Annotated in this window: 21 protein-coding genes; 7 read left to right on the plus strand and 14 right to left on the minus strand. The window is 72.5% G+C overall.

The features are described from left to right. Positions 1–49 precede the first annotated feature (49 nt). Both B5557_RS35580 and B5557_RS35585 read right to left on the minus strand, forming a co-directional pair. Entirely contained in the window at positions 50–2,317 is a 2,268-nt protein-coding gene (locus B5557_RS35580; RefSeq protein ID WP_107472666.1) for a helix-hairpin-helix domain-containing protein, read from the minus strand. Next, positions 2,314–3,300: an aldo/keto reductase gene (locus tag B5557_RS35585; RefSeq protein ID WP_079663331.1), complete on the minus strand. Its 987-nt coding sequence runs from the start codon at positions 3,298–3,300 to the stop codon at positions 2,314–2,316. The genes B5557_RS35580 and B5557_RS35585 overlap by 4 nt, the downstream gene beginning before the upstream one ends. A gap of 163 nt (positions 3,301–3,463) precedes the next feature. Between B5557_RS35585 and B5557_RS35590 the strand changes: the two genes are divergently transcribed. Beyond that, positions 3,464–4,519 carry an LLM class F420-dependent oxidoreductase gene (locus tag B5557_RS35590; protein ID WP_079663332.1) on the plus strand — a complete coding sequence of 352 codons (1,056 nt, stop codon included), beginning with the start codon at positions 3,464–3,466 and terminating at the stop codon, positions 4,517–4,519. Positions 4,520–4,701: 182 nt separating this feature from the next. Beyond that, positions 4,702–5,490, plus strand: a complete 789-nt coding sequence (locus B5557_RS35595; RefSeq protein WP_079663333.1) for a hypothetical protein — start codon at positions 4,702–4,704, stop codon at positions 5,488–5,490. Positions 5,491–5,574: 84 nt separating this feature from the next. Here B5557_RS35595 and corA read toward each other — a convergent pair whose 3' ends face one another. Next, positions 5,575–6,573 (minus strand): magnesium/cobalt transporter CorA, encoded by a 999-nt coding sequence (gene corA / locus B5557_RS35600; protein ID WP_079665178.1) that lies wholly within the window; start codon positions 6,571–6,573, stop codon positions 5,575–5,577. A gap of 62 nt (positions 6,574–6,635) precedes the next feature. On the opposite strand from corA, the gene B5557_RS35605 reads away from it, so the two are divergent. The 4 genes from B5557_RS35605 to mshC all read left to right on the plus strand — a co-directional run bounded on the left by B5557_RS35605 (position 6,636) and on the right by mshC (position 10,185). Next, entirely contained in the window at positions 6,636–7,322 is a 687-nt protein-coding gene (locus tag B5557_RS35605) for a histidine phosphatase family protein (protein WP_079663334.1), read from the plus strand. A gap of 111 nt (positions 7,323–7,433) precedes the next feature. Then, complete coding sequence (locus B5557_RS35610) at positions 7,434–8,024, plus strand: DUF3090 domain-containing protein (RefSeq protein WP_079663335.1); 591 nt, start codon at positions 7,434–7,436, stop codon at positions 8,022–8,024. Next, positions 7,988–8,830: an SCO1664 family protein gene (locus B5557_RS35615; protein ID WP_079663336.1), complete on the plus strand. Its 843-nt coding sequence runs from the start codon at positions 7,988–7,990 to the stop codon at positions 8,828–8,830. The genes B5557_RS35610 and B5557_RS35615 overlap by 37 nt, the downstream gene beginning before the upstream one ends. Before the next feature lie 125 nt (positions 8,831–8,955). Next, entirely contained in the window at positions 8,956–10,185 is a 1,230-nt protein-coding gene (mshC, locus tag B5557_RS35620; protein ID WP_079663337.1) for a cysteine--1-D-myo-inosityl 2-amino-2-deoxy-alpha-D-glucopyranoside ligase, read from the plus strand. 64 nt (positions 10,186–10,249) lie between these two features. Here mshC and B5557_RS35625 read toward each other — a convergent pair whose 3' ends face one another. The 8 genes from B5557_RS35625 to B5557_RS35660 form a co-directional block, all read right to left on the minus strand. After that, entirely contained in the window at positions 10,250–11,230 is a 981-nt protein-coding gene (locus B5557_RS35625) for a PAC2 family protein (protein ID WP_079663338.1), read from the minus strand. A gap of 141 nt (positions 11,231–11,371) precedes the next feature. After that, the gene (locus tag B5557_RS35630) at positions 11,372–12,043 is read right to left on the minus strand and encodes a FadR/GntR family transcriptional regulator (protein WP_079663339.1); all 672 of its coding nucleotides are present in this window, start codon (positions 12,041–12,043) and stop codon (positions 11,372–11,374) included. Between the two features lie 114 nt (positions 12,044–12,157). Next, on the minus strand, positions 12,158–13,453 hold the full coding sequence (locus B5557_RS35635) for an amidohydrolase (protein WP_079663340.1): 1,296 nt from the start codon (positions 13,451–13,453) through the stop codon (positions 12,158–12,160). Next, entirely contained in the window at positions 13,450–14,202 is a 753-nt protein-coding gene (locus B5557_RS35640; RefSeq protein ID WP_079663341.1) for a nucleoside phosphorylase, read from the minus strand. Before B5557_RS35640 ends, B5557_RS35635 begins: the two co-directional genes overlap by 4 nt. Further along, entirely contained in the window at positions 14,199–15,065 is an 867-nt protein-coding gene (locus B5557_RS35645; RefSeq protein WP_079663342.1) for an ABC transporter permease, read from the minus strand. Before B5557_RS35645 ends, B5557_RS35640 begins: the two co-directional genes overlap by 4 nt. After that, a complete protein-coding gene (locus B5557_RS35650; protein WP_079663343.1) occupies positions 15,065–16,105 on the minus strand; it encodes an ABC transporter permease in 1,041 nt (346 codons plus the stop codon). The genes B5557_RS35645 and B5557_RS35650 overlap by 1 nt, the downstream gene beginning before the upstream one ends. 1 nt (position 16,106) lies before the next feature. Further along, positions 16,107–17,657 carry an ABC transporter ATP-binding protein gene (locus B5557_RS35655; protein WP_079663344.1) on the minus strand — a complete coding sequence of 517 codons (1,551 nt, stop codon included), beginning with the start codon at positions 17,655–17,657 and terminating at the stop codon, positions 16,107–16,109. Beyond that, on the minus strand, positions 17,638–18,693 hold the full coding sequence (locus B5557_RS35660; RefSeq protein ID WP_079663345.1) for a BMP family ABC transporter substrate-binding protein: 1,056 nt from the start codon (positions 18,691–18,693) through the stop codon (positions 17,638–17,640). Before B5557_RS35660 ends, B5557_RS35655 begins: the two co-directional genes overlap by 20 nt. Positions 18,694–19,006: 313 nt before the next feature. Here B5557_RS35660 and mtnA point away from each other — a divergent pair, with 313 nt between their 5' ends. Beyond that, a complete protein-coding gene (gene mtnA, locus B5557_RS35665) occupies positions 19,007–20,038 on the plus strand; it encodes an S-methyl-5-thioribose-1-phosphate isomerase (protein WP_079663346.1) in 1,032 nt (343 codons plus the stop codon). A gap of 87 nt (positions 20,039–20,125) precedes the next feature. On the opposite strand, the gene mtnB is transcribed toward mtnA, so the two are convergent. Genes mtnB through B5557_RS35680 form a run of 3 tightly spaced genes read right to left on the minus strand, consistent with a single transcriptional unit; the run spans position 20,126 to position 22,061 of the window. Continuing rightward, complete coding sequence (mtnB, locus tag B5557_RS35670) at positions 20,126–20,734, minus strand: methylthioribulose 1-phosphate dehydratase (protein WP_079663347.1); 609 nt, start codon at positions 20,732–20,734, stop codon at positions 20,126–20,128. Further along, positions 20,731–21,465 carry an acireductone synthase gene (gene mtnC / locus B5557_RS35675; protein ID WP_079663348.1) on the minus strand — a complete coding sequence of 245 codons (735 nt, stop codon included), beginning with the start codon at positions 21,463–21,465 and terminating at the stop codon, positions 20,731–20,733. Before mtnC ends, mtnB begins: the two co-directional genes overlap by 4 nt. Next, on the minus strand, positions 21,462–22,061 hold the full coding sequence (locus B5557_RS35680) for a 1,2-dihydroxy-3-keto-5-methylthiopentene dioxygenase (protein ID WP_079663349.1): 600 nt from the start codon (positions 22,059–22,061) through the stop codon (positions 21,462–21,464). The genes mtnC and B5557_RS35680 overlap by 4 nt, the downstream gene beginning before the upstream one ends. Between the last annotated feature and the right edge of the window lie 263 nt (positions 22,062–22,324).

Consider the following 22,324-nt stretch of genomic DNA (forward strand, 5'->3'; position numbering starts at 1 on the left):
TTCGTCCCAGGACTGTCCTGGGAACGTGCTGGGAACGTGCTGGGCCCGCCTAGGCGGGGCCCGCCGCCGGGACCTGGGTGCGCAGCAGTACCGGCAGGCGGGTCGTGCGAGGCTTCGCCGGAACCTCGGCGACGGCTCTCGGGAGGGCCTGTTCCACGCCGTGCACCACGGACAGATGGCGCTCCGCCCGGCCGAAGGCCGTGTACACCCAGGGGCGGGAGAGGGCCTGCGCCGCGTTCCCGGGCAGCACCGCGACCGCCGCGGGCCACCGGCTGCCCACCGCCTGGTGCGCGGTCAGCGCCCACCCGTGCCGCACGGCCTGTTCCACCCGCTCCCTCGGTACGACGACGGGGGCGCCCGCGCACGTCAGGTGCAGCCCCTCCGCGTCGGCCGTCACCACCCGGCCCGGCACCGTACGGCCCGGCGCGGGGGAGTAGGCGATCCGGTCGCCGGGGTCGAAGCCGCCGAAGCGGCCGGGGCCCGGATTGAGCCGTTCCTTGAGGGCGGCGTTCAGCGCGCGTGTGCCGGCCGCGCCGCCGTGCCCCGGGGTGATCACCACCGTCTCCTCGGGCGCGATCCCGAAGGCGCGCGGCACCGAGTCGGCGACCAGCTGCACGGTGCGGTGCACGGCCTCGCCCGCGTCCCGCACCGGCACGATCACGATCTCCTTGCCGGGCGCGTCGACCTGGTTCAGCTCACCGATGCCGACGCCGGAGACCAGCTCGCCGAGCGGCCCCGGATCGGGCGTGCGCGAGGCGACCTGGGGGCACACGCGGGCCGCGAGCAGGTCGGCGAAGACCCGGCCGGGACCGGCCGACCACAGCACCGCCGGATCCCCGCTCAGCACCAGCCGCGCGCCGTCCGGCAGCGACTCCGCCAGCATCGCGGCGCTCTCCACGTCCAGCTGCGGCGCGTCCAGCACGACCAGCAGATCGAGGGCGAAGGCCCCGTCGGCGTCCCGCCCGGGCCCTTCGGCGCCGGCGAGTAGACCGGGGACGGTCACGACGGTGCCGTCCGCCTCGCCCAGCAGGGCCGCGAACCGGCGCCGTCCGTCCGGTGTGTGGCAGGCCGCTACGGTGCGCAGGCCCAGCGCCCGGGCCGCGGTGAGCAGGGCCGCCGGTTCGGCACGGGCGGCCTCGCCGCCGGTGTGCAGCACCAGAGGGTGCCCGGCGACGGCGCGGATCAGTTCGGCCGCGCTGCCGGACGCGTCGGCCGTCGCCGAGTCCCACGCCGCCGAGGCCTCCTTGGCCAGGGAGTTGACCACGCGGGCCAGCGCGTCGGCGAGGCTCTCCTCCGCGAGCGCGTACCGCTCCAGACCCACCAGGACCCGGACCGGCCGAGCCTCCTCGCCCTCGTCGCCGCCCTCCTCGGTGTCCGCCGTCGGCTGCCCGGCTCCGGGCGCGTCCAGGGCGTCCTGGAAGACGAGGGCCTCGCCCTCGGCCAGCGTGCTTTGCACGGCCGCGTCCGCGTCCGGCACGGCCTGGCGGCCGAGGGCCGCGGTGAGCGTCGGCAGCTCCAGGGCGGTGTGCCCGGCCAGGGCGGCCTGCTCCAGCAGCCAGACCGTCACCGCGCGGCCGCGTCGTTCGTCGTCGGGCGCGCTCTGCGGGCCGAGCAGTGCCCGGGCGAAACCGTCGGCCTGCTCGGGCCGCACACCGGGGACGCGCAACAGCTGCCACGGGTCCTCGCGCAGCACGTCGCCGGCGCCCTCGCCGAGCGTGGCGGCGGCCTGCGGCGCGAGCGCCTCGGGCGCGCCGCCCTCGGCCAGCACGCGCCGTACGCCCTCGACGCTGTCCGCCGTCACGGGCGCCGGCCCGGCGTCGGGCTCGGCGGTCACCGGCTGCGGACGGCGTACCGGCTCCGGGGCCGGGCGGCGCGGGGCGGGTTGCGATGCGTCGAAGACGGTGGCCGCAGGCTTCGCGCCCCCCTCCACGGCCCGGACGGCGGCCAGCAGGTCGGCGGCCTTCCCGGTGAGCCCCGCCCCGGCGGCGATGGGCGCCGCCTTCTCGGCCTTGCGCCGCTCGATCCGCTCCCGCTCCAGCTTCTGCGCGGCGAGCTCGGCCTGTGCCTCGGAGAGTTGCGCGGCGGCTTCCCCGTCACCGCCCTCGCCGTTCGCCGAAGCCGTTTCGTCGCCACCGCCCTCGCCACCGCTGTCGCCGCTGTCGCCGCTGTCGGCGGCGTCGCCGTCGGTCCGGGCGGTGCTCTCCGGCTCTGCCTCTGTGGCAGGCGGCTCGCCGGCCGCGCCGCTCTCGGCGGGCGCCCCCGGCGTCGCCGGCCCGGCGTTCTCCGTGTTCTCCGGGGGAACCGGCTCCGTGCTCACAGCGTGCTCCAGTCGTGATCGGGATAGCGGTGCAGGGGCGCCGACACATCGTCGAGCGCCCGGCAGATCTCGTCAGGAAGACTAAGGGCCTCCACTGACAATGCCGCCGTGAGCTGCTGCGCGTTGCGTGCGCCGACGATCGGTGCGGCCACCCCGGGCCGGTCGCGGACCCAGGCGAGGGCGACCTGGAGCGGGGTCACCGCGAGCCCGTCCGCGGCGGTCGCCACGGCATCCACGATGCGGCTCGCGGTGTCGTCGAGGTAGGGCTCGACGAAGAGCCCGAAGTGGTCCGAGGCGCCGCGCGAGTCGGGCGGCAGGGCGTCGCCCCGGTACTTGCCGGTGAGGACGCCGCGGCCCAGCGGCGAGGAGGGCAGCAGGCCGATGCCCAGATCCAGCGCGGCCGGCAGCACCTCGCGCTCGATGCCGCGTTGCAGCAGCGAGTACTCCATCTGCGTCGCCGCCAGCCGCGTCCGGGCGGCGGGGGCGGCGAGCTGCCAGGTGGCCGCCTTGGCGAGCTGCCAGCCGCAGAAGTTGGAGACCCCGGCATAGCGGGCGCGGCCGCTGCCGACAGCGATGTCGAGGGCCTGCAGGGTCTCCTCCAGCGGGGTGTCCGGGTCGAAGGCGTGCACCTGCCACACATCGACGTAGTCCGTGCCGAGCCGGGCCAGCGAGGCGTCGAGGGCGGCGAGGAGATGGCCCCGCGAGCCGTCGAAGCGGCGGTCCGGGTCGGGCACGCTGCCCGCCTTCGTCGAGATGATCAGGTCCCGGCGCGGCACCAGGCCGTCTATGAGCCGCCCGAGCAGGTATTCGGCGTCGCCGTCGCCGTACACGTCGGCCGTGTCGACGAGGGTCCCGCCCGCCTCCCAGAACGTCTTCATGACGTCCGCGGCGTCGTGCTCGTCGGTGTCACGGCCCCAGGTCAGGGTGCCGAGCCCGATGCGGGACACACGCAGGCCGGTGCGGCCGAGATGCCTCTGCTCCATGAACGCCGAGATTACTGGCCAGAACTGGGCAGTGGGTTGCCTGTGGATAACCGAATCCTCGGGTGCGGGCCCCGCGCGGCGGGACCGCGGCCTGACCCGGCGGCCGCCCGCGCGCTACTGTCTTCGCAACAGCGTCGTTACTGATCAGTAAGGGGAATCGGCCATGCAGCTCGGGATCAACCTCGGCTACTGGGGTGCCGGAATGGACGGCGACAACCTCGCCGTGGCCCAGGAGGCCGACCGCCTCGGATACGCCGTCTGCTGGGCCGCCGAGGCCTACGGGTCCGACGCGGCCACCGTCCTCACCTGGGTCGCCGCGCAGACCGAGCGGATCGACGTCGGCTCGGCCATCTTCCAGATCCCCGCGCGCCAGCCCGCGATGACCGCGATGACCGCGGCCACCCTCGACTCCCTTTCCGGCGGCCGTTTCCGCCTCGGCCTCGGCGTCTCCGGCCCACAGGTCTCCGAGGGCTGGTACGGCGTCAAGTTCGACAAGCCGCTCTCCCGCACGCGCGAGTACGTCGAGATCGTCCGCAAGGCGATGACGCGGGAGCGTCTGTCGTACGACGGCGAGCACTGGACGCTGCCGCTGCCGGGCGGCCCGGGCAAGCCGATCAAGCTGACCGTGCACCCTGAGCGCGAGCACATCCCGCTGTACATCGCCGCGATCGGGCCGAAGAACCTGGAGCAGACCGGCGAGATCGCCGACGGCGCGCTGCTCATCTTTTCGTCCGCCGACCACCTGGAGGACACCGCGGTCAAGCACCTGCGGGCCGGGCGCGAGAAGGCCGGCAAGACGCTGGAGGGCTTCGACATCTGCCCGACGCTGCCGCTGGCCGTCGGCGACGACAAGGACGTCGAGCGGCTCGCCGACACCTTCCGCCCCTACACCGCGCTGTACGTCGGCGGCATGGGCAGCCGTAAGCAGAACTTCTACAACCAGCTCGCGCAGCGGATGGGGTACGAGGCGGCGGCCGCCGAGATCCAGGACAAGTACCTGTCCGGCGACAAGCAGGGCGCCGCGGCCGCGATCCCGCACGAGCTGATCGACCGGACGACGCTGCTGGGTTCGGTGGAGCGGATCGCCGACCGGATCAAGGCCTACGCGGCGGCCGGCGTCACCACCCTCACGCTCGCCCCGGCGGGCTTCACCCTCGACGAGCGTCTCGCCTCGCTGCGGGCGGGCGCGCAGGCCCTGGAGCTCGCCGGCCTGGCGTAGGAGGGGGAGTTCAGCGGCCGTGGTGGGGGCTCGGGGGTCTTCCCCGCCACGGCCGTCACGGGGAACAACGCGCCGGGACGCGCGCGGTTACGCCCTCGTCGTGCTTCGGGACGTCCGCCTTTTGGCGGAGTCGTCGGACACAGGTGTTGCGGCGTCTGTCGTGCCGCATTTGACTCATTTGCATGCTTTCGGCGAAGAGTCTGTTCCAGGAGATCATCGACAACGACGAGTCCTTCGCGCTCTTCTGCTCCATCGCCGCCGGCGGTGAGTCGCAGGGCGGCTGGGAGAACGCCCGGATCGCCGCGCTCGTCCCGCACAGCGAACGCGACCTCGCCCCCAAGATCGCCCGCCACGGCGCCGACGAGGACAAACACGGGCGGATCTTCCACGCGCTGATGAGGAAGCGCGGCCTCGAACCCGTGCCCGTTCCGCCGGACACCGACTACACGATGCTCCTGGAGCGGGACGGCATCGGCCTCGCCCACGACCGGCTCAGGACCGACCGGCCGCTGAGCGTGCAGGACGTCGTCGTCTACCTCGCCCACAGCAGGGTCACCGAACAGCGCGCCTCGGAACAGATGGAGCTGCTGCGCAGGCACTTCGCCGACCACCCCGACATCGGGCGCGCCGTGAAGATGATCTCCCACGACGAGGACAACCACCTCGCCTACTGCCACGAGGAACTGCTGCGCTTCGCGCGCGTGGGACACGGCCGCGTCATCCAGCGGACGCTGCGCGCGTGCGCGCTCGCCGAGATCAGGATCCACCGGGACGTCAGCCTGGCCGTCATGGCCCGCATGGGCCGTATCCTCGGCTGGCCCAGGGCCAGGTCGGCCGTCCTCGCGGCCGGCATCCACGCCCGGTACGCGTGGGAGCGGTTCGCCGGTTGGCGGCGGATGGTCTCCCTGACGATGCCCGAGCACCGCGACGCGCTCGGCGGCCCGGCCACCAAGGCACCCGGGTTCGCCTGAACCGGCCGAGCGCCCCCGGCCTTCCTGCCGCTGAAGCCGGCCGCGCTCCTGAAGCCCGTCACGCCGCTGAAGCCCGTCACGCTGCTAGAGCCAGCCGCGCCGCTTGAACAGCCGGTACAGCGCCATCTCGAGGCCGGTCATCAGCAGGATCACCGCCGGATACGACCACCCCCAGTGCAGCTCGGGCATGTGCCTGAAGTTCATGCCGTAGATCCCCGCGATCATCGTGGGGACCGCTGCCATGGCCGCCCACGCGGAGATCTTCCGCATGTCGTCGTTCTGCCGGACGCTCATCTGCGCCAGATGCGCCGAGAGGACGTCCGACACCAGCCGGTCCAGTCCCTCGACGGCCTCGTTCACGCGCGTGAGGTGGTCGCTGACGTCGCGGAAGAACGGCTGCGCCTTCTCGTGTACGAACGGCACGCGCACGCCGAACAGGCCCCCGCCCGCGAGCCGGTCCAGGGGCTGCGCCAGCGGGCCCGTCGCCCGGCGGAACTCCAGGACCTGCCGCTTGAAGGAGTAGATCCGCGACGCCGTGTGCCGCGAGCCCCCGCCGGTCGGAGAGAACACCTCCGCCTCCAGCTCCTCCAGGTCGGTCCCCAACTCGCCCGCCACGTCGACGTAGTGGTCGACCACGGCGTCGGCGATCGAGTAGAGCACCGCCGTAGGGCCGTGCCGGAGCATCTCGGGCTCCTCCTCCAGACGGTGTCGTACGGCCCCCAGGGGCGCCTCCTCGCCGTGCCGCACGGTCACCACGAACGAGTCGCCCACGAAGACCATGACCTCGCCGGAGGAGACGATGTCGCTCTTCGGCTCGTACCCCACGGGCTTGAGGACCACGAACAGCGAGTCGTCGTACACCTCCAGCTTGGGGCGCTGATGGGCGTTGAGGGCGTCCTCGACGGCCAGCGGGTGCAGCCCGAACTCCTCCGCGACCTGGTCGAACTCCGGCTCCGTGGGCTCGTACAGCCCGATCCAGACGAACGCGTCGCCGCCGCCCCGGCACTGCGCCAGGGCGTGGGAGAAGTCCGCGGGTCCCTCCGTGCGGCGCCCGTCGCGGTAGATGGCACAGTCGACGATCACGGAGCGCATTCTCCCGCCGTACAACGGCAGCCGCACCCCGTGGTGCGCCTACGCTGGGCCGCATGCCCACGTTGATCCTCGTCCGGCACGGCCGGTCCACCGCCAACACCTCCGGAGTGCTCGCCGGCTGGACGCCCGGCGTCGCCCTCGACGAGCGCGGGGCCGCGCAGGCCGCCGCGCTGCCCGGCAGGCTGGAGGGGCTGCCGATCGCCGAGGTCGTCGCCAGCCCCCTGCAACGCTGCCAGGAGACGATTCAGCCCCTCCTCGACGCCCGTCCCGGCCTGCGCGCGCACAGCGACGAGCGGATCGGGGAGTGCCACTACGGCGACTGGTCCGGCCGCAAGCTCGCCGAGCTGATGGACGAGCCGCTGATGGAGGTCGTGCAGGCGCACCCCTCCGCGGCGGCCTTCCCCGGCGGCGAGTCCATGAGGGCCATGCAGACCCGTGCCGCCGAGGCGGTACGCGAGTGGAACGCGCGCGTGGAGCGCGACCACGGCGCCGACGCCGTCTACGTGATGTGCTCGCACGGCGACATCATCAAGTCGCTCGTTGCGGACGCGCTCGGACTTCATCTCGACCTCTTCCAGCGGATCTCTGTCGAACCGTGTTCCATCACCGCGATCCGTTACACCCGGCTGCGCCCCTTTCTCGTGCGCCTCGGCGACACCGGCGACTTCGCCTCGCTCGCGCCGCGCGAGGAACCCCCCGCGGGGGAGGCCGAGGTCGGGGGCGGTGCGGGCGCACCGTGATCGTCGGCCGCAGTAGGGTGAAGCGGTCCATGTACGCGCGCGTACAGGCACGGACGTTCCCCCACCGCTTTCCCGACCCACGATGACCCACGATTCCCATGGAGACAGGACGTGTCCCGTCAGGTGTTCCTCTACGACCCCCCGGACCGCTTCGTGGCCGGTACGGTCGGACTGCCCGGGCGCCGTACCTTCTTCCTCCAGGCCACCGCCGGCGCCCGCGTGACCAGCGTGGCCCTGGAGAAGACCCAGGTCGCCGCGCTCGCCGAGCGCATGGACGAGCTGCTGGACGAGGTCGTACGCCGTAGCGGCGGCAGCGCCCCGGTGCCCGCCGTGTCGCCCGCCGAGAACACCGACACGGCGCCCCTCGACACCCCGATCGAGGAGGAGTTCCGGGTCGGCACCATGGCCCTCGCCTGGGACGGCGAGGAGCAGCGCATGATCGTCGAGGCGCAGGCCCTCGTGGAGCTCGACGCGGACTCCGAGGAGGATCTCGCCGAGGCCGAGGAAAGGCTCCTCCAGGACGAGGAGAACGGGCCCCCGATGCTGCGGGTCCGGCTCACCGGCGCGCAGGCGAGAGCCTTCGCCAAGCGAGCCCTCGACGTCGTCAACGCCGGCCGGCCGCCGTGCCCGCTGTGCAGCCTCCCGCTCGACCCGGAAGGACACGTATGTCCGCGCCAGAACGGATACCGCCGGGGGGCGTGACGGCCACCGACCCCGCCTCCGCCGCATCGTACGAACTCCTCGCGCACGGCGAGCTCACCGTCCGCGGACGCATCCGCGACGCCTCCAACGCGGCCCTGTACTGCACCGTCACGCACGAGGGCCGCGAGGCCGCCTGCGTCTACAAGCCGGTCGCCGGGGAGAGACCCCTGTGGGACTTCCCCGACGGCACCCTCGCCCAGCGCGAGGTCGCCGCCTACGAGGTCTCCGAGGCGACCGGCTGGGGCCTCGTCCCGCCCACCGTGCTGCGCGAGGGGCCGTACGGCGAGGGCATGTGCCAGTTGTGGATCGAGACGGCACCCGAAGCGGAACTGCTCGCCCTCGTGGACGGGGAGGAGCCCGATCCCGGCTGGAAGGCGATCGGCTTCGCCGAGGTCGGCGAGGGCCGTACCGCGCTGCTGGTGCACGCCGACGACGAACGGCTGCGCCGGCTCGCCGTCCTCGACGCGGTGATCAACAACGCCGACCGCAAGGGCGGCCACCTGCTGCCCACCGCCGACGGCCGGCTCTACGGCATCGACCACGGAGTCACCTTCAACGCCGAGAACAAGCTGCGCACGCTCCTGTGGGGCTGGGCGGGGGAGCCCCTGACCGCTGAGGCCGTCACGGCCCTCAAGGCCCTCACCGGCGCCCTGGAGCCCGGCGGGCGGCTGGCCGTCACCCTGGCCGCGCTCATCACCCCCGCCGAACTCGACGCCACGCGCGCGCGTGCCGGGGCGCTGCTCGACTCCGGGAAGCATCCGGAGCCGAGCGGAGAGTGGCCGGCGATCCCCTGGCCCCCGGTGTAGCCCCGGGTGCAGCCGCCGGTGCAGAGACATCGCTCACATCGGCCGGAACCGCGCAAGAGCGCCTTCCCGGCCATCCGGCCTGCTCCGGTTCGTATACGCAACTTCCGTCCGGTTAGGCTCATGACATGCATGCCTGGCCCGCTTCCGAGGTCCCCGCCCTGCCTGGTCAGGGCCGCGACCTGAGGATCCACGACACCGCGACCGGCGGTCTGGTCTCCCTCGACCCCGGTCCCGTCGCCCGTATCTACGTCTGCGGCATCACGCCGTACGACGCGACCCACATGGGTCACGCGGCGACCTACAACGCGTTCGACCTCGTTCAGCGCGTGTGGCTCGACACCAAGCGGCAGGTCCACTACGTCCAGAACGTCACCGACGTCGACGACCCGCTGCTGGAGCGGGCCGAACGCGACGGCGTCGACTGGGTCGCCCTCGCCGAGAAGGAGACCACCCTCTTCTGCGAGGACATGACGGCCCTGCGGATGCTCCCGCCGCAGCACTACATAGGCGCCGTCGAGGCGATACCCGGAATCGTCCCGCTCGTCGAGCGGCTGCGGGACGCGGGCGCCGCCTACGACCTCGAAGGCGACATCTACTTCTCCGTCGAGTCCGACCCGAACTTCGGCAAGGTCTCGAACCTCGACGCCGCGGCCATGCGGCTGCTGTCCGCCGAGCGCGGCGGCGACCCGGACCGCCCGGGCAAGAAGAACCCGCTCGACCCGATGCTGTGGATGGCCGCCCGCGAGGGCGAGCCCAGCTGGGACGGCGGCTCGCTCGGCCGTGGCCGGCCCGGCTGGCACATCGAGTGCGTGGCCATCGCCCTCGACCACCTCGGGATGGGCTTCGACGTCCAGGGCGGCGGCTCCGACCTCGCCTTCCCGCACCACGAGATGGGCGCCTCCCACGCCCAGGTGCTGACCGGCGAGTTCCCCATGGCCAAGGCGTACGTCCACGCCGGCATGGTCGCCCTCGACGGCGAGAAGATGTCCAAGTCCAAGGGCAACCTCGTCTTCGTCTCGCAGCTGCGCCGGGACGGCGTCGACCCCGCCGCCATCCGCCTCACCCTCCTCGCCCACCACTACCGGGCCGACTGGGAGTGGACCGACCAGGTCCTCGTCGACGCCGAGGCCCGCCTCGAGCGCTGGCGGGCCGCCGTCTCCCGGCCCGACGGGCCGCCCGCCGAGGCGCTCGTCGACGAGATCCGCGAGGCCCTCGCCCACGACCTCGACGCCCCGGCCGCGCTGGCCGCCGTCGACCGCTGGGCCGCGCTCCAGCAGGAGCAGGGCGGCACGGACATCGGCGCCCCCGGCGTCGTGTCCCGGGCCGTGGACGCGCTGCTCGGCGTGGCGCTCTGACACGGCAGGGGCGGTGCGCCGACGCGCACCGCCCCTGCCAGGTCTGCCAGGCATTTCGGCCCGTTCAGTCCTCCGACGAATCGTCCTCGTCGGAGGTGTCGGAGGTGTCGGAGGAGTTGCTGATCTCCCCGATCTCCCCGACTTCACCGATCGGCTTCGGCGGCTTCGGGGGCCGGGTGCGCTCACCCGGGTCGGGCGGTCCGCCGCCGTCCCGCCGCCGCAGATACCGCTCGAACTCGCGGGCGATCGCCTCGCCCGACGCCTCCGGCAGCTCCGCGGTGTCCCGGGCCTCCTCCAGCGTCTGAACGTACTCGGCGACCTCGGTGTCCTCGGCGGCCAGCTGGTCCACGCCCACCTGCCAGGCGCGCGCGTCCTCGGGCAGCTCGCCCAGCGGGATGCGCACGTCGATCAGGTCCTCCAGACGGTTGAGGAGGGCCAGCGTCGCCTTCGGGTTCGGTGGCTGCGAGACGTAGTGCGGCACGGCCGCCCAGAGGCTGACCGCGGGCACCCCCGCGTGTGTGCACGCCTCCTGCAGGACGCCGACGATGCCCGTGGGGCCCTCGTACTTGGTCTCCTCCAGGTCCATCCGCTGCGCCAGGTCCGCGTCCGACGTCGTCCCGCTGATCGGCACCGGACGCGTGTGCGGGGTGTCACCGAGCAGGGCGCCCAGGATGACGACCAGCTCCACGCCCAACTCGTGCGCAAAACCCAGCAGCTCGTTGCAGAACGAACGCCAGCGCATGGACGGCTCGATACCGCGCACCAGCACCAGGTCGCGGGGTTTCTCCCCGCCGACCCGGACGACCGACAACCTCGTGGTCGGCCACGTGATCTTGCGCACGCCGGCGTCCATCCACACCGTGGGACGGTTCACCTGGAAGTCGTAGTAGTCCTCGGCGTCCAGTGCCGCGAACACCTCGCCCTTCCACTCCCGCTCCAGGTGCCCGACCGCGGTGGAGGCGGCGTCGCCGGCATCGTTCCAGCCCTCGAACGCGGCCACCATGACCGGGTCGATCAGCTCGGGAACCCCCTCGAGCTCGATCACCCAGTGCCTCCTTCCGACGTGCCCTCGCTTGACCACCCAACCTTACGGCGTTCTGCGGGGGCGCCCGCAGCCCCCTTGCACGGGGGAGTGAACGGATCACTGCCCCGTTCGCCACCCCCGAACACCCCCACCGGGCGCCTGTCAGAGCGAGGACCGCAACCACTGCTCCACGCTCGCGATGTGCACCGTCGCCCACGAGCGTGCCGCCTCCGCGTCCCGGTCGCGCAGGGCCGCCAGGATCGCCCGGTGCTCGCGCAGCGTGCCGGAGACGGCGTCCTCCTGCGTCAGGCCGCGCCAGATCCGGGCCCGGGTGGTGGGCCCGGACAGCCCGTCGAGCAGCGAACACAGCACCGAGTTGCCGGCGCTCTGCACGATGCCCCGGTGGAACTCCAGGTCGCAGGCGACCAGTTCCTCCACCGACGGGTTCGCTCCGAGCTTGTCCAACTGGGAGTCCAGTGCGTCCAGTTGCTGCTCGCTGATGCGCAGCGAGGCCATCGCCGTCGCGGCCGGTTCCAGGATGCGGCGCACCGCCAGGAACTCCAGGACTGTGTCGTCGCGGTGGAAGTCGACGACGAAACTCAGCGCCTCCAGGAGCAGTTGCGGGTCCAGGCTGGTGACATACGTGCCGTCGCCCTGGCGCACGTCCAGGATCCGGATCAGCGACAGGGCGCGCACCGCCTCGCGCAGGGAGTTGCGGGACAGGCCCAGCTCGGCGGCCAGCTCACTCTCCTTGGGCAGCCGCTCCCCGGGGCGCAGCGCGCCCGAGACGATCATGCCCTTGATCTTCTCGATCGCCTCGTCGGTGACTGCCATGACCGGCCTCCCTGTCGCTCATCGCCCAGAATCGGGTCCAGACATCGCGTCCAGACATCGGATCCAGACACCGGATTCAGACATCGGATGTCTCAGCGCCATTATGAGGGCAGATCAGAGCAGTGCCTCCAGATCGGCGATCACGGCCGGCTCGTCGAGCGTCGTGAGCGTACGGCCGCGCATCAGCACCCGCCCGTCGACGACCGTGTCCCGCACGTCCGCCGAGTGCGCCGCGTACGCGAGCGTCGACCAGGGGTCGTGGCGCGGCCGCAGATGCGGTGCGTCCAGGTCGAGCACGATCAGGTCGGCCCGCTTGCCCGCCTCCAGCGAACCGAGCCGCTCCCCGAGCCCCAGCGCCCGCGCGCCCTCGATCGTCGCCATCCGTACCGCCTGCTCGGCGCCGACCGCCGTCGGGTCGCCGCCCGCCTTGTGCACCAGCGCCGCCTGCCGCACCGCCCCCAGCACGTCCAGCGAGTTGGAGCTGACGGCCCCGTCGGTGCCCAGCCCCACCGTCACGCCCGCGCGTCGCAGCCGCGGCACGGGCGCGATCCCGCAGCCCAGCTTCAGGTTGGACACCGGACAGTGGGCGACGGCCGTGCCCGTGCGGGCCAGCGCCGCGATCTCCGGGCCGGTCAGGTCGACGGCGTGCGCGAGCAGCACATCGGGGCCGAGCAGCCCGAGGGAGTCCAGCAGCTCCACCGGCCGCTTGCCGTACTTCACCTCGACCGTGGCGACCTCGGTGGCGTTCTCGGCCGCGTGGATGTGCACCAGTGCCCCGAACTCCCGGGCCAGCGCGAAGACTTCGGTGAGCTGCCCGGGGGAGAGGGTGTAGGCGGAGTGCGCGAAGACGACCGGCCGGTACCCGTTCCCCGCCGCCCCGCGCGCCGCCAGGTCCCGCCGCGCCCACGCGAGCCGGTCCTCGTAGGCGATGCCGTCCGGCGGCTCGGGCACGTCCATGAAGGTGGGCCCGGTGTGCAGCCGCCAGCCCGCCTCGCGGGCCGCCTGCTCGGCCGCCTCGTGGAACCAGTACATGTCCAGCGCCGACGTCACCCCGGCCCGGACGCTCTCCGCGACCGCCAGCCGCACCGCCGCCGCCACGTTCTTCGGCGCCAGCAGCTCCGCCTCCCACGTCAGCACCCGCTCCAGGAAACCCTGGAGGGTGACGTCGTCGGCCCGACCGCGCAGCAGCGTCATCGCGAGGTGGGTGTGCGTGTTGACCAGCCCGGGCAGGACGAGACAGCCGTCGGCGTCGATCTCCTCGACGGCGGTGTGGCGCTCGCGCAGCTCGTCGGCCGGGCCCACGGCGAGGATCTCGCCCTCGTGGACGGCGACCGCTCCGTCCCGTACGACGGTTCCCGCGTCGTCCATCGTCAGGACGTCACCGCCGTGCACCAGCAGGTCGATGCTCACGCCTGCTCCCCTTCCGCCAGCAGCCGCAGCGCCTCCAGCGACACCACCGCGCAGCGCTCGACGCCGGCCGCGACGACCTCCCGGTGCGGGTCGTAGCCGCCGGTGGCCTCCTCGTCGACCAGCTCGTCGGCGTTCGCCCCGTCGATCACCAGCACCCCGCCCGCGACCAGGCCGCGCAGCGAGGCCGTGACCAGCAGCGCGGACAGCTCCATCTCGATCGCGGCGAGGCCGGCGCCGGCGTAGGAGAAGAGCGGGAGCAGGCCCGGCTGGAAGGCCGCCCGGGTCCAGACGACGCCCCGGTGGTGCGGGGCGCCGGCCTCGCGGGCCGCGCGCTGCAGGGCGAGGACCGCCTCCGGCGCGGCCACCGCCGGGTACTCCGGGGGCAGCAGCTGGTGGGTGACGCCGTCGTCGCGGACGGCTGCCTCGGCGATGACCAGGTCGCCGTCCCCGATGCCCGGCTTCATCGCGCCCGCCGTGCCGAACCGCAGGAAGGTGCGCACGCCCGCGTCCGCCAGCTCCTGGAACAGCAGGATCGCGCCCGGCCCGCCCACCCCGTGCGAGGCGACGACGACCGGCACGCCCTTCCAGCTCCCGCTGAACACCCGGTACTCGCGGTGGTACGACACCTCCTCGGCGCCGTCGAGCAGCGCGGCGACGGCCGCCGCGCGCGCCGGGTCGCCGACGACCACGGCGTGCGCGGGCAGACCGGTGCGGGGTATGCGGGTGATGGGCAGGAGGTCCTGCGTCATGAGCGCGCTCCAGAGGGACGGCGACGGCGACGGCGGCGGGCCGTCGTGAGGAACAGGGCGCCGAGCGTGACGACGTACGGGGCGGCGTCGGTCGCCTGCTGCGGCAGGCCGAGACCCTGGAGACGGAAGCCCGCCGCCTCGGCGAGCCCGAACAGCAGCGCGGCGAGCAGGACGCCCAGGGGCGCGGCGCGGCCCAGCATGACGGCCACGACAGCGATCCAACCACGGCCCGCCGTCATGTTCTCGGTGAACAACGTGACGTTGCCCAGGGAGAGTTGGGCGCCCGCGAGCCCGCACAGCACACCCGACAGCAGGATCACGCCGTACTGGTACTGCGCCGGGCTCACCCCGAGCGTGGCCGCCGCGTCGGGTGCCTCGCCGACCCCGCGCAGCCGCAGCCCCCACACATGCCGCGACAGCAGCAGTGCGGCGACCGCGACCGCCGCCCACGAGAGGTACGCCAGCGGCGTGAAGCCGCCGATCAGCGGCAGCCCGGCGAGGGACGGGTCGTCGAAGGTGCCCTGCACGCCGAAGACCGTCCGCAGCAGGAAGCTGGTCAGGCCGACGGCCAGGAGGTTCATGGCGATGCCGAGGACCACCGCGTCGCCGCGCAGGGTGACGGCTCCCACGGCCAGGATCAGCGAGTACGCGGCCGCCGCGAGGGTAGCCGCCAGGACGCCGAGCCAGGGGCTGCCGGTGAACCAGCTCGTCGCCACGGCGGTGAAGCAGCCCATCAGCATCATGCCTTCGAGGCCGATGTTGAAGACCCCGGCCCGCTCGCACAGCGCGCCGCCGAGGGCCGCCAGCAGGATCGGAGTGAGGGCGCGCAGCGCCGACATGAGGAGATCGGAGTCGAGGAACATCACACCGCCTCCTTCCCACGGTTGAACCACCGGCTGGGGAAGCGCAGCCGGGCCGCCAGGAACACGATGACGACGGCCTGGAGTATCTGTGTCAGCTCGCGCGGCACCTCCGTCGTCCGCTCCATCGCCAGGCCGCCGACCTGGAGGACGGCGAAGAAGAACGAGGCGATCACCGTGCCGAGCGGGGCGGCCGTCGCGAGCAGCGCGGCGGTCAGACCGGTCCAGGTGTAGCCGGGGGCAGTGAGCGAGCCGTCCACGAAGCGGTACGGGAAGCTCAGCACGCCGATGGCGCCCACGAGTCCGGCGAGGGCGCCGGAGACCGACATCAGCTTCAGTGTCAGGCCCCGGCGTTCGACGCCCGCGTAGGCGGCGAAGCGGGAGTTGAGGCCCGTCATGCGGATCTCGTAGCCGACGGCGGTGCGCCGGTCGGTGAACCAGTACGCGGCGGCGGCGATCGCCACCAGGACGAGCCCGAGGGTGACCGTCGAGTCGCCGAACGCGGGCAGCGCCACCCCGTCCGGCAGCGCCCGTGTCTGCGGCAGGCTGGAGCCGGGCTCCTTGAGCGGGTAGCGCGCCAGGTAGGAGGCGAGCGAGACCGCCGGGTAGCTGAGCAGCAGGCTGCTGACCAGCAGCGGGACGCCGAGGTGGTTCTCGCACAGCGCGGCCAGCGCGGCGTACGCGGCGCCCGCCGCCATCCCCGCGAACAGGACGAGTACGACGGTGAGGGGCGCGGGCAGCGGCGAGTACAGGCCGGTCACGGCCGCGGTGATGCCGCCGAGCACCATCTGCCCGTCGCCGCCGAGGTTGATGAGCCCGGCGCGCAGCGGGATGGCCAGCGCGAGCGCCAGGCCGAGCACGCTGGTGCCGGTGGTCAGGGTGGAGCCGATGCCGTCGGCACCGAGCGAGCCGGTCAGCACGGCCTCGTACGCGGCGACCGGGTCGGCGCCCGTGCCGACCAGGAACAGCGCGCCGATGACGACACCCGCGAGCACGGAGAAGGTGATGGGGGAGCGCAGGGCCCCGGATATCCGCTTGTTCATGTCAGTCGACGGCCTCCACCGCGATGCCGGCGCCGCCCGCCATGGCGAGTCCCAGCGTCCGCTCGTCCGCCTCGTCCTTGGTGTACGCGGCCGTGACCCGGCCCTCGTACATCACCAGCACCCGGTCCGCGAGCCCCCGGATCTCGCTCAGCTCGGCCGAGACGAGGAGGACGGCGTGACCGGCGTCGCGGTAGGCGACGAGCTGGTCGTGGATGTTCTGGATGGCGCCGATGTCGACACCGCGGGTCGGCTGCTCGACGAGCAACAGCGGTGCGTCATGGGCGAGTTCGCGGCCGATCAGCAGCTTCTGCAGGTTGCCGCCGGACAGCGCGGAGGCGGGCACCTCGGTGGTCGCCGCCTTGATGCCGAAGCGCTCGACCAGCCGCCGGGCGTGCGCGCGCACAGCCGTCGGGGGCAGCAGGCCGCGGGAGGAGAGGGACGTGCGGTGGTGGCCCATCGCCAGGTTGTCCGCGACCGAGGCGGCGGGAGCGGTACCGACCGCGTGCCGGTCCTCGGGGACGTAGGCGAGGCCCTTCGCACGGCGCTCGGTGGCCGAGGCGTGGGTGATGTCGTCGCCGGCGAGGGTGACCCGGCCGGCCGTGACCGGCCGCAGCCCGGCCAGTGCCTCGACCAGCTCGCTCTGTCCGTTCCCGGCGACGCCCGCGATGCCGACGATCTCACCGGAGTGGACGGTGAGGTCCACATCGTGGACGGAATCCGTGCCGAAACCGGTTACGCACAACACCGCCCCACCATGCGTGCCCGGTGCGTGGACGCGGTCCAGTCCCACCGCGCGGCCGGTCATCGCAGCGGCGATCTCCCCGGCCGTCGTGTCGGCGGTGACCAGCCGGGCGACCACCCGGCCGTCCCGCAGCACGGTCACGCGGTCGCTGCCCTCCAGCACCTCGCGCAGCTTGTGGGTGACGAGGATCACCGTACGGCCCTGCGCGGCCAGCGACTTGAGCACGGCGAACAGGGCGTCCGCCTCGGCCGGGGTGAGCACGGCCGTCGGCTCGTCGAGGATGAGCGTACGAGCGCCCCGGTGCAGCAGCTTGAGGATCTCCACGCGCTGGCGCAGACCCACCGGCAGGTCACCGACCCGGGCGTCCGGGTCCACGGCCAGCCCGTGCTCCTCGGCGAGTTCACGCACCCGGCGGCGGGCCGCGGCGCGGTCCACCAGACCGTAGCGGCGCGGCTCGGCGGCGTAGACGACGTTCTCGGCGACCGCCAGCGAGTCGAACAGCTTGAAGCTCTGGTGGACCATGCCGAGCCCGGCGGCCATCGCGGCGGAGGGGCTCGCGAAGCGCACCTCCCGCCCGTCGATGCGGACCGAGCCGGCGTCGGCGCGCTCCATGCCGTACAGGACCGACATGAGCGTGGACTTGCCCGCGCCGTTCTCGCCCATCAGGGCGTGGATCTCGCCGCAGCGGACGGTCAGGTCGACGGCGTCGTTGGCGAGCGTGCCGGGGAACCGCTTGGTGATTCCCCGGAGCTCGACGGCGACGTCGGGCACGTCGGTCACGCCCTCGGTGTCAGCTTGCGGCCGGGTCATCGACCTTCAGCTCTCCGGAGACGATCTGGTCACGCAGCGCCTCGACCTTCGTCAGCACGTCCTTGTGGTCGGCGATCACGCACTTCGACGCGTCCACGCCGTCCTCCAGACCGGTCAGGCTGATGCCGCCCTCCTTCAGGCCGTACGAGACGGTCGTGCCGGTCGTGCCGCCCAGCACCGACTCGATGCCCTTCTCGACGGCGACGTCCGTGCGCTTGATCACGTTGTCGACGACCGTGCCGGGCGCCGAGGTGCACTGGTTGACGTCCACGCCGTACGCGAACGCGCCCTTGGCCTTGGCCGCCTCGAACACGCCGTAGTTGCCGGCCGCGGCCGCCGCCATGATCTGGTCGTAGCCCTTGGAGAGCAGGGTGTTCGCCTGCTCCTTGGCGCGGGCCGAGTCGTCGAACGGGGACTGGCCGCCGACGAAGCGGGTGGAGGTCTCCGTCTTGGCGGCGACCTTCTTGGCGCCGGCCGCGAACGGGTCGCTGTAGCGGCGGAACTGGGGCGTGTCGAGCACGTCCACCGCGCCGACCTTGCCGGACTTGCTCAGCAGACCGGCCTCGGCGCCCGCGAGGTAGACGCCCTCGTGCTCCCGGAAGACCGCGCAACTGACGTTCTGATAGGTCTTGGTGGTGCACGCGTCGACGATCAGGAACTGCTGCTTCGGGTTCTTCTGGGCCTGCTGCGCGACGAGGTCGGCGAACTCGAAGCCGACCAGCACGATCACGTCCGGCTTGGCGTCCACCGCGGCCTGCACGTTCTGCTGCTGGGAGGCGGTGTCGGTGGACTCGTAGACCTTCTCGGTCCCGTCGTGCGCCTTCGCCGCGGCCTTGACGCCGGTGACGGCGAGCTTCAGGAACTCGTTCTGGCCGACGGCGTCGGGGGTGACGAGGGTGAACGACTTGCCGCTGCCACCGCTCGCGCCCGCGGCGGAGTCGTCCTTCTTCGCGGCGGCGTTGCAGGCGGTGGCGAGAAGCGCGGTACCGGCCGCGAGCGCGGCGAACTGCAGGGAGCGGCGGTGTCTGCGGGGCATCGGGGGACCTTCCGGGTATGCCAAGGGGCGCGCTCGACGGTGAGCACGGGGGAGTGAGGTGAGGCTGAGGGGGCTGTGGTGGTGCGGGCCGAGGGAACGGGCTCAGCTGCGACAGCCGTCGCCGGCACACCGGCCGAAGTCGAGGAAACGGCGCTTGGTCAGCAGCACGGATCTTCCTCCTTCGTCTCGGTCTGCGGACTGGGTGCTGGACTGTAACACCCGTTTCCGGACACCTGCCCGGTTGTCTCGAACTATGGTTCTCCCAGGTCATGTACGGTGGCCGACACCACCGGAACATCAGGAGTGTCCCGATATGTCCCAGGAATTGCGCGCCGTCCAGTGGACCGGAACCGGCCTCGCGCTGATCGACCAGACCGTCCTCCCGCACCGCACCGAGACGGTCGATGTCCACGATGTGGACTCCTTGGTCGACGCGATCCAGCGGCTGGTCGTGCGCGGCGCCCCCGCGATCGGTGCGGCGGGCGCGTACGGTGTCGCGATCGCGCTGCTCCAGGGCGGGCGCGAGGGCTGGACCGAGGCCGAGACGCGCAAGGCCGTCGCCCGCGTCCGCGAGGCACGCCCGACCGCCGTGAACCTCATGGTGTGCGTGGACCGGGTCATGACCCGCTTCGACGAGGGCATCGACGCGGTCCTCGCGGAGGCGGCCGCCGTCCAGCGCGAGGACGTCGAGGCGAACCGCGCGATGGGCGCGTTCGGCGCGGACTGGCTGCTGGCGAAGGCCGGCGAGGACCGCCCGCTGCGGATCCTGACGCACTGCAACACCGGCGCGCTGGCCACCGCCGGCTGGGGCACCGCCCTCGGTGTCATCCGTGAACTGCACGCGCGCGGACGCCTCGAGGTCGTCTACGCCGATGAGACCCGCCCGCTGCTCCAGGGATCGCGCCTGACCGCCTGGGAGCTGGTCCAGGAGGGCATCCCGCACTACGTCCAGGCCGACGGGGCCGCGGCCGGCACGATCCTGCGCGGCGAGGTCGACGCGGCGATCGTCGGCGCCGACCGCATCGCCGCCAACGGCGACACCGCCAACAAGGTCGGCACCGTGGGCGTGGCCCTCGCCTGCGCCGACGCGGGCATCCCGTTCCTGGTGGCGGCTCCCACCACCACCGTCGACCTCTCGACGCCGACCGGCGACGCCATCCACATAGAACTCCGCGGCGAGGACGAGGTGTTGGAGTGGGGCGGGGTCCGGACGGCGCCCGCCGAGTCGCGCGGCCACAACCCGGCGTTCGACGTCACGCCGGGACGGCTGGTGACCGGACTGGTCACCGAGCGGGGCGTGTTGGAAGTGGCGTCCGGTCAACTCCCCGGTGAGTACCTGAAGTAGCGGGCCCGAGGCAGCGAGAAGGGATCCCCGACACCCGGGGATCCCTTCTTTGTGATCAGCCGCTGTCTTTGTGATCAGCCTCTGTGATCAGCGCCGGGTGAGCTCCAACTCCAGGAGCCACTCCACCACTTCGGTGTGGTGACGGGCCTGACGCGGGTTGTCGCCCCACACGTACAGACCGTGTCCGGCCACGACAACGGCCGGCATGCGGGGCTCGCGCGCCGCCTCCAGCCGGTCGCCGAGGACCTTCATGTCCTGGCTGTTGGCGATGACCGGCAGCGTCACCTCGACGTCGTGCGCGGGCTGGCCCACGCCCTTGAGCATCTCCAGGTCCTTGAAGACGATCCCGCCCGGGTGCCGGTGCCCCAGCGCCACGGACGCCACCGTGTGGACGTGCACGACCGCGCCCGCCCCGGTCAGCGCGGCCACCCGCGCGTGCAGCTCGGCCTCGGCGGACGGCTTGCCGCCGTCCACGGCCGCGCCCTGGCCGTCCACCAACACCACGTCGGAGGGCGTCAGTTCACCCTTGTCGTGGCCGCTCGCGGTGACCGCGAGGCGTAGCGGGTCGCGGGTGAGCACCACCGACAGGTTGCCGGAGGTGCCGCGCATCCAGCCGAAGGAGGCGAAGCGTGCGGACTCGGCGGCGAGGACCGCCCCCGCCTCCTCCAGGTCGAGGGCGGTGAGGTCGGCGGTCATGAAGTGCTCCTGGAATTGCGGATGGTGATCTCGTCGAACGTCCCCGCCTGCGCGTGGTCGCCGACGCCCTGTACGTAGTACGGCTCCCCGGGCCGCCGGATCCCGACGGCTTGCCAGCCGGCCTCGCGGGCCGCGTCCAGCTCGCCCGGCCGGTCGGAGAGGAAGAGGAGACGGTGCCCGGCGATGCCCGTGGCCTCCGCGATCCGGCGGTACGAGGCCGGCTCCTGCTTGGGTCCGGCGTTCTCGGTGTCGTACAGCCCCGACACGAGCGACGTCAGGTCGCCCGCCGGGCTGTTGGTGAACCACGCCCGCTGGGCGGCCACCGAACCGGACGAGTAGACGTACAGCCGCACGCCCGCCGCGTGCCAGGCACGCAGCCGCGGCACGACGTCGTCGTAGAAGTGCGAGACGAGGTCGCCGCGGGCGAAGCCCTCGGACCAGACGATGCCCTGCAGGGTCTTCAGCGGGGTCGCCTTGCGGTCGTCGTCGAGCCAGGCGTTCAGCGTCTTCTCGACGGCCGCCGCGTCGGCGTCCGGCTCGCCCGTCAGCTCCCGGACCTGCGCGATCGCCCGGGCCACCGCCGGCTCCTCGGCGCGCTCGGTGAGCAGTTCGGCGAAACGGGCGCGCGAGTACGGGTACAGCACGTCGACGACGAACCCCGTGGCGCTCGTGGTGCCCTCGATGTCGAGCACCACGGCGTCCACGTCGTGGCTCAGGCCCTGCAGCGTCACGCGGTTGCCCTGTCGGCCTCGTAGCCCGCCGCGATCGTGTCGTAGTCCGGGAAGCGGGATGCGATCGTCGAGCCGGTGAAGTTGCCGATCCAGCCGTCCTCCTCGTGGAAGAAGCGGATCGCCGTGAACGAGGGCTCGGTGCCCATGTCGAACCAGTGGGTGGTGCCGCGCGGCACGCCCAGCAGGTCGCCCTTCTCGCAGAAGACCGCGTGCACCTCGCCGTTCACGTGGAGGTAGAAGATGCCGGAGCCGGAGACGAAGAAGCGGACCTCGTCATCGTCGTCGTGGGTGTGCTCCTGCAGGAACTTCGCGCGGGCGGCCTTCGCCTTCGCCGGGAACTCGGGGTCGTCGCTCGGGTGCAGACCGAGGACGTCGACGGTGGTGAAGCCCTCCTCGGCGTTCAGCTTCTCGATCTCCGGGCCGTACGCCGCGAACACCGTCTCGCTGTCCGCGTCGAACGGCACGTCCGCACGGATCGGCCACTGCTCGTAGCGCACGCCCAGCGGCTTGAGGGCCTCGGCGATCTCGGCCGGGTCAAAGGTGCGGCGGACCAGGGTCTCCGGGCCGGACTCGGACCAGGTCGTCAGCAGCGTCATGGAAGCAACTCCAGGAGTCTGGAAAGAGAGCGGGGGTTGGCCGAAGGCTAACCCCCGATGGCGTGTACACCGACTGTGACATTGTTGTTGTCTCGCATACCGAGATTTGATGTCCATTCCTTTGACGGCTGGCTGAAAACGTTCTCATGATCTGCGTATGAAGACGCTGCTGCTCGTACGGCGGCTGTACGTGGACCTGCTCCGGTCGACCACGGCCAGCTGTCGCTGACCTCTCCCGGAGCTCCGACGCGCCCCCGTTCCCG

This window comes from Streptomyces sp. 3214.6, assembly GCF_900129855.1.
Classification (GTDB): domain Bacteria; phylum Actinomycetota; class Actinomycetes; order Streptomycetales; family Streptomycetaceae; genus Streptomyces; species Streptomyces soliscabiei.

Coding starts and splice junctions, on each gene's coding strand:
- B5557_RS35640 (WP_079663341.1), bottom strand. CDS start 14,202: ATGACGCAGGACCTCCTGCCCATCACCCGCATACCCCGCACCGGTCTG.
- B5557_RS35645 (WP_079663342.1), bottom strand. CDS start 15,065: ATGTTCCTCGACTCCGATCTCCTCATGTCGGCGCTGCGCGCCCTCACT.
- B5557_RS35590 (WP_079663332.1), top strand. CDS start 3,464: ATGCAGCTCGGGATCAACCTCGGCTACTGGGGTGCCGGAATGGACGGC.
- B5557_RS35655 (WP_079663344.1), bottom strand. CDS start 17,657: ATGACCCGGCCGCAAGCTGACACCGAGGGCGTGACCGACGTGCCCGAC.
- B5557_RS35660 (WP_079663345.1), bottom strand. CDS start 18,693: ATGCCCCGCAGACACCGCCGCTCCCTGCAGTTCGCCGCGCTCGCGGCC.
- mshC (WP_079663337.1), top strand. CDS start 8,956: ATGCATGCCTGGCCCGCTTCCGAGGTCCCCGCCCTGCCTGGTCAGGGC.
- B5557_RS35585 (WP_079663331.1), bottom strand. CDS start 3,300: ATGGAGCAGAGGCATCTCGGCCGCACCGGCCTGCGTGTGTCCCGCATC.
- B5557_RS35650 (WP_079663343.1), bottom strand. CDS start 16,105: ATGAACAAGCGGATATCCGGGGCCCTGCGCTCCCCCATCACCTTCTCC.
- mtnA (WP_079663346.1), top strand. CDS start 19,007: ATGTCCCAGGAATTGCGCGCCGTCCAGTGGACCGGAACCGGCCTCGCG.
- B5557_RS35680 (WP_079663349.1), bottom strand. CDS start 22,061: ATGACGCTGCTGACGACCTGGTCCGAGTCCGGCCCGGAGACCCTGGTC.
- B5557_RS35630 (WP_079663339.1), bottom strand. CDS start 12,043: ATGGCAGTCACCGACGAGGCGATCGAGAAGATCAAGGGCATGATCGTC.
- B5557_RS35615 (WP_079663336.1), top strand. CDS start 7,988: ATGTCCGCGCCAGAACGGATACCGCCGGGGGGCGTGACGGCCACCGAC.
- B5557_RS35605 (WP_079663334.1), top strand. CDS start 6,636: ATGCCCACGTTGATCCTCGTCCGGCACGGCCGGTCCACCGCCAACACC.
- mtnB (WP_079663347.1), bottom strand. CDS start 20,734: ATGACCGCCGACCTCACCGCCCTCGACCTGGAGGAGGCGGGGGCGGTC.
- B5557_RS35595 (WP_079663333.1), top strand. CDS start 4,702: ATGCTTTCGGCGAAGAGTCTGTTCCAGGAGATCATCGACAACGACGAG.